Source organism: Vibrio sp. 1-Bac 57, assembly GCF_037546855.1.
In the GTDB taxonomy this organism is placed as follows: Bacteria; Pseudomonadota; Gammaproteobacteria; order Enterobacterales; family Psychromonadaceae; genus Psychromonas.
In genome coordinates this window covers 1-5662 of sequence record NZ_JALAAC010000072.1, presented here as the reverse complement: position 1 = coordinate 5662, position 5662 = coordinate 1, and the positions used below count along the sequence as shown (strand labels likewise).

General features: G+C 38.2%; 3 protein-coding genes. 2 read left to right on the top strand and 1 reads right to left on the bottom strand.

Annotated elements, in window-relative coordinates:
- Positions 1-235: 235 nt before the first annotated feature.
- Positions 236-2194, top strand: a complete 1959-nt coding sequence (locus MT391_RS20395; protein ID WP_499499898.1) for an exoribonuclease II — start codon at positions 236-238, stop codon at positions 2192-2194.
- Positions 2195-2317: 123 nt separating this feature from the next.
- Positions 2318-4648: a YgiQ family radical SAM protein gene (locus tag MT391_RS20390; protein ID WP_499499897.1), complete on the top strand. Its 2331-nt coding sequence runs from the start codon at positions 2318-2320 to the stop codon at positions 4646-4648.
- A 189-nt stretch (positions 4649-4837) separates the two neighbouring features.
- Here MT391_RS20390 and MT391_RS20385 read toward each other — a convergent pair whose 3' ends face one another.
- The gene (locus MT391_RS20385) at positions 4838-5527 is read right to left on the bottom strand and encodes a hypothetical protein (RefSeq protein WP_499499895.1); all 690 of its coding nucleotides are present in this window, start codon (positions 5525-5527) and stop codon (positions 4838-4840) included.
- Positions 5528-5662 lie beyond the last annotated feature (135 nt).

Genomic DNA, 5662 nt, shown 5'->3' with positions numbered 1-5662 from the left:
CTATATCTAGATTTAAAAAAAAGCCAAGCTTTATTTTAACATTTCTTAAAATTAGTTTTAATTTTCAACATTTGCGCACTTCAACCTTTAATTCCCCTGCAATCACCTTTACTATTCATCACTTAAGTTGAGGAAGTTTAACGAGTTATATTATTCGCTTTTATTTCAACCCTCGTTTTTCTATAAACGCCTCTTTCTCGAACATTATTATCGCTATTCACTTAAGGTTTCCAGCATGTTTCAAGACAATCCATTATTAAATCAACTTAAACAAACCATGCAGGAAAACACCCCAAAACGCACAGGGATTGTCAAAGCCTCTGACCGTGGGTTTGGTTTTTTAGAAACCGATAAAGGTAAACGCTTTTTTATTGCACCCAGTGAAATGAAAAAAGTATTACACGGTGACAAAATAACTGCCTCTATTACAGAGAATGGCGATAAGTCATCTGCACAACCTTTACAATTAAAACAAACCAACACCACAGAGTTTGTTGCTCAACTTTCTATTAAAGATAAACGTATCTCGATTAAACCTAATAATCCGTTATTACAGGGTTTCTTTAAAATTAAAGGCGCCATGCAACTTAGCAATAAAGGTTACCAAGATGGTGATTGGGTGAAGGTTAAATTACTTTCTCACGCCCTTGATGGTAATGGTTTCTTAGTTGAAGTGGTTGAGAAAGTCGCTGAGCATAACGACCCATTTGCGTATCGCTTAATTGCAGTCGCTACACATCAATTACCTAATAAAGCCCCTGAATTTGATCATCCTTGGCAGGTTATCGATGCGGATCTTGAACGACAAGATTTAACAAAGATGCCTTTTTTCACTATTGACGGTGTTAATACACAGGATATGGATGATGCATTGTATATTGAAGAAAATGAACAAGGCTGGGCACTAACCGTTGCTATCTCTGATCCTTCTGCTTACGTGCCTGAAAATAGCGAAATGGATGCGGAAGCGAAAAAACGTTCGTTTACTTTATACTTACCTAACTTTAACGTGCCAATGTTACCGCGTGATTTAAGTGATAGCTTATGTTCTCTGAAAGAAGGTGAAAAACGCGCGACTATCTGTTGTACCCTGCAAATTGGTAAAAGCGGTGAAATCCTAGGCGAACCTGCTTTTTTTGCTGCCTGGATAAAATCTCATTATCGTCTCAATTACCATGATGTTTCGACTTATCTAGAAAACGAAACGCTAGCAGAAGGTCAATGGAAACCTAATAAAGAATTAGGGCCATTATTAAAAGTGCTTGAACAAGCGACTGAAATCCGTCATCAATGGCGTTGCGAAAATACAGTAGTGATTAAAAGCCAGCCCGATTACACTTTAAAGCTAAATAATAAAGGTGAGGTTTACGAGATTCTATGTGAACCACGCCGTACAGCGAACCGTTTAGTTGAAGAGTCAATGATTGCCGCGAATGTTTGTGCCGGTGACTTTCTTGCAAAGCATTGCCAAACGGGAGTGTTTAATGTGCATTCTGGTTTTGCTTCGGACAGATTAGAAAAAGCCGCTACTTTATTAGCGGAATATGGCATCACCGTTGAAGCTGCAACATTAGCAACGCTAGAGGGTTATATAAAAATGCGCCAAGATGTGGCGTTATTACATAATGCTTACTTAGATCATCGTTTACGCCGTTTGTTATCTTATGCAGACACAACGCCTTCCCCTGCCCCGCATTTCACTATGGGAGTCGACCATTACGCGACTTGGACATCACCAATCCGTAAATATGGGGATTTAATTAACCATCGTTTAATCAAATCAGTATTAATGCAACAAACAGCAACTGAAATTGATGCTGATATTGGTGTACACCTTAATGAAGCCCGTAAAGTACAGCGTATGGCTGAACGTGATGTGAATAATTTATTATATTGCTGCTATTTGAAAGACCAAGAGAACTCAGATTGGCGTTATAAAGCAGAAATATTTGATATCGTTAAAGCGGGTTGTCGCGTGCGTGTTCAAGAAAACGGTGCGACTTTCTTTGTACCAAGTAGCTTGCTAGGCAAATCTTCTGAAGCTAAAAAAATAGAATGTGTTCGCGAACAAGGCGTGGTTAAAGTAGCCGATCAAATTGAATTGCAATTAGGTGATGTGATTGATGTGATGCTCACGTCGGTTAAACCCGAGTCTCGTCAATTAATTGCTAAACTTGCTGAACCACTAGCTTAAACGCCTTTAATCATCTCAAAACACACTTCTAATAGTCCTCTAATCAGTTGATCTTTAAGATCAACTGATTAACGCCTTTGTTTGTTAACGACAAAAAGCGACTTTGTTAAACTCTATGGTACAATGACCCCAATTTTACATTCCAATACTAGAGATTTTTTCTTGAAGCCAATAACTCCCCACAAAGACCGCAATTTATTTTCATATCCAAAATACAGAGGCGACTCTGCTAAGGCAGCTCCTTTTTTACCTATGTCACGTAAAGAGATGAAACAGCTTGGCTGGGATAGTTGCGACATTATTATAGTCACAGGTGATGCTTATGTGGATCACCCTAGTTTCGGAATGGCTGTCATTGGCCGTATGCTTGAAGTACAAGGTTTCAGAGTCGGTATTATCGCTCAACCTGACTGGCATTCAAAAGATGCATTTATGGAACTAGGTAAGCCTAATTTATACTTTGGTGTGACTGCCGGTAACATGGACTCAATGATCAACCGTTATACGGCTGAAAGAAGACTAAGACATGATGATGCTTATACGCCAAATGATGAAGGCGGTAAACGTCCGGATCGTGCCGTTGCTGCTTACACACAACGTTGTAAAGAAGCTTACAAAGGTATTCCCGTTATTATTGGTGGTATTGAAGCGAGCTTACGTCGCATAGCACATTATGACTATTGGTCTGACAAAGTCCGTCAATCTGTTTTGTTCGATGCAAAAGCAGACCTATTAATTTATGGTAATGCGGAACGTCCGCTAATTGAAATTTCACACCGTATTGCACAAGGTGATGATATCAAAACCATTACCGATGTACGCGGTAGTGCTTTTCTAACCAATTCAGCCCTTCCTGGCTGGACAGGTATTGATTCACGCAGTGTTGATAAGCCAGGTAAAATAGATCCTATCTATAGCCCTTATCAAGATTTAAGTGAAAAATGTGATACGGCGAAAGATGAAAGCGATGCTGCTGATGAAGCATCTGACATCACTAAAACAGCGCAAGTTATACAAATGACCCCACATAAAGGCACGCCGCAAGAAGAGCGTGAAAAAAGATGGGAAGAGAAAGCAAAAGCTTGGTCAACGACTTATATTAATTTGCCAACTTTTGAGCAAGTGAAAGAAAATAAAATGCTGTATGCACATGCATCACGTATTTTTCACCAAGAAGTTAACCCAACCTCTGCAAAAGCATTAATGCAGAAGCATGGTAGTCGTGCTATCTGGTTAAATCCACCTGCAACCCCATTAGAAGAAAGTGAAATGGATGGTGTATTTGGTTTACCTTATGCTCGTGTTCCGCATCCAAGTTATGGCGATGCTAAAATTCCCGCTTACGATATGATAAAAACATCGATCAATATTATGCGAGGCTGTTTTGGTGGTTGTACTTTCTGTAGTATTACAGAGCATGAAGGCCGCATAATCCAAAGTCGTTCGCAAGAATCTATCATCAATGAAATTGAAGACATTAAACTTAAAGTACCTGGGTTTACTGGCGTAATTTCAGACCTTGGTGGTCCAACGGCTAATATGTATAAATTACGTTGTAAGAGTGAAAAAGCCGAAGCAACGTGCCGTAAACCCTCTTGTGTATGGCCAACTATTTGTGGTCATCTCGATACTGACCATACGCCAACGATTGAGCTATATCGCGCGGCACGTAGAGTACCTGGCATTAAGAAAGTATTAATTGCATCAGGTGTTCGTTATGACTTGGCGATCCAAGATCCTGAATATGTTAAAGAACTCGCGACGCATCACGTGGGCGGATACTTGAAAATAGCGCCAGAACATACCGAAGAAGGTCCATTAAATAAAATGATGAAACCGGGTATGGGTAGCTACGATAAATTTAAAGAGCTGTTTGATCATTACTCAAAATTAGCCGGTAAAAAACAATACTTGATCCCATACTTTATTTCAGCTCACCCTGGCACAACAGATATGGATATGATCAATCTAGCAATGTGGCTAAAAGAAAATGATTTTAAGTTAGATCAAGTACAAAACTTTTATCCTTCACCTTTAGCGAACGCGACGACTTTGTATCACACAGAAATTAATTCATTGCGAAATGTAAAAAGAAACAGTGAAACAGTGCCTATTCCAAAAGGAACCGTTCAACGTCGATTACATAAAGCGATACTGCGTTATCATGATCCAGATAATTGGCCAATTATTCGTGAAGCGTTAACCAAAATGGGATTAGATAAAACCTTGATTGGTAGTAAAGCAACGTGTTTAGTGCCAAAAGAAACGCGTGCTGAAATTCTTAACAGAAATGCTACCAAAGCAAAAGCACCTTTAAAAGGCAATAAAGTTGCTGCAAAAAATAAAGGTAAAGTGACGAATAATAAACGTGCGCCTAAAGCAAAATTTGGTAGTAAACCAGCAAATGGTAAGCAAGGTTTAACGCGCTTTAGTACTAACCAATTTCAAAAGTAAGCTTTCATTTTGGTATGGCTGGGTAGAAAATAATGCTTAAGTAAAGCTTATAAATACCCTCACTATCTGCGATAAATTATCTTTGAAAAAAGCGTTAACTTTTAACTAAGTTAGCGCTTTTTTGTATCCTTTATATTTATGTAATTTTCACTAAAAATTTAAAGGTTGAAGTCTTTTAAATAAACTAATTTAATCTAATTGCAGCGCGCCTGTTTGCTTCAACTGACATATTTGGTTTAAAAATGAATTAATACGATAGGGTTGAAAATGAGTGGGCATTTTATTTTCCAACGCAGGAATAGGTGCTCGATCATCACGTAGATGCTTCAATATTAAGGATAATAAAGCAGAAAGATAACGCTTAAATTCATCGCTTTGATACAGTTTATCCCAATTGATAATATATTCATTACTCACCCCTTCTATCAACTGCTCTAACTGATAGGTGTAGCGTTGAATTTCCGTATCTCCCATGCAATATTCTTTTACTAACTGCAGAAATAGATCTAAACATTCCCCACGCGGTACCAGAGTAAAAAACTCTTTTTGTTTAAGCGCGGTTTCATTACCTTTATTAGCATTCGAATTAGAATTAGAATTAGAATTAATAATACGAAATAAAATTTCAAACATATGCACAATAGTTCTGTCTAAAATGCGCTGCTTTGGTACTCGCTGATGTTTCATATCATCGGCAACAATTTTATAAAGCGTTAATAAATCAACCTTGTCAGCGACTTGTCGAGACAATTTATCAGCAATAGACACTGGAATACGATTAGCCAACAGCGTATTTAGTGTTGTTCTGGTGAGTGTTTCCTTTAATGCATTGTGTGCTTTTTCTGTGCCTTCAAATGGCACATTCTTATTTGCAGACATTTTATTCCTTTAAGTGATGCAAACCTATCTTGCTGAAGCTATAACTCATAAACGGCAACCTTTAGGCCTCACTAAAGCGGTGTTTTTCAAGACAGTTGGCACTCATTAGCTAATTTTTATGCTGCTTCTTTTATC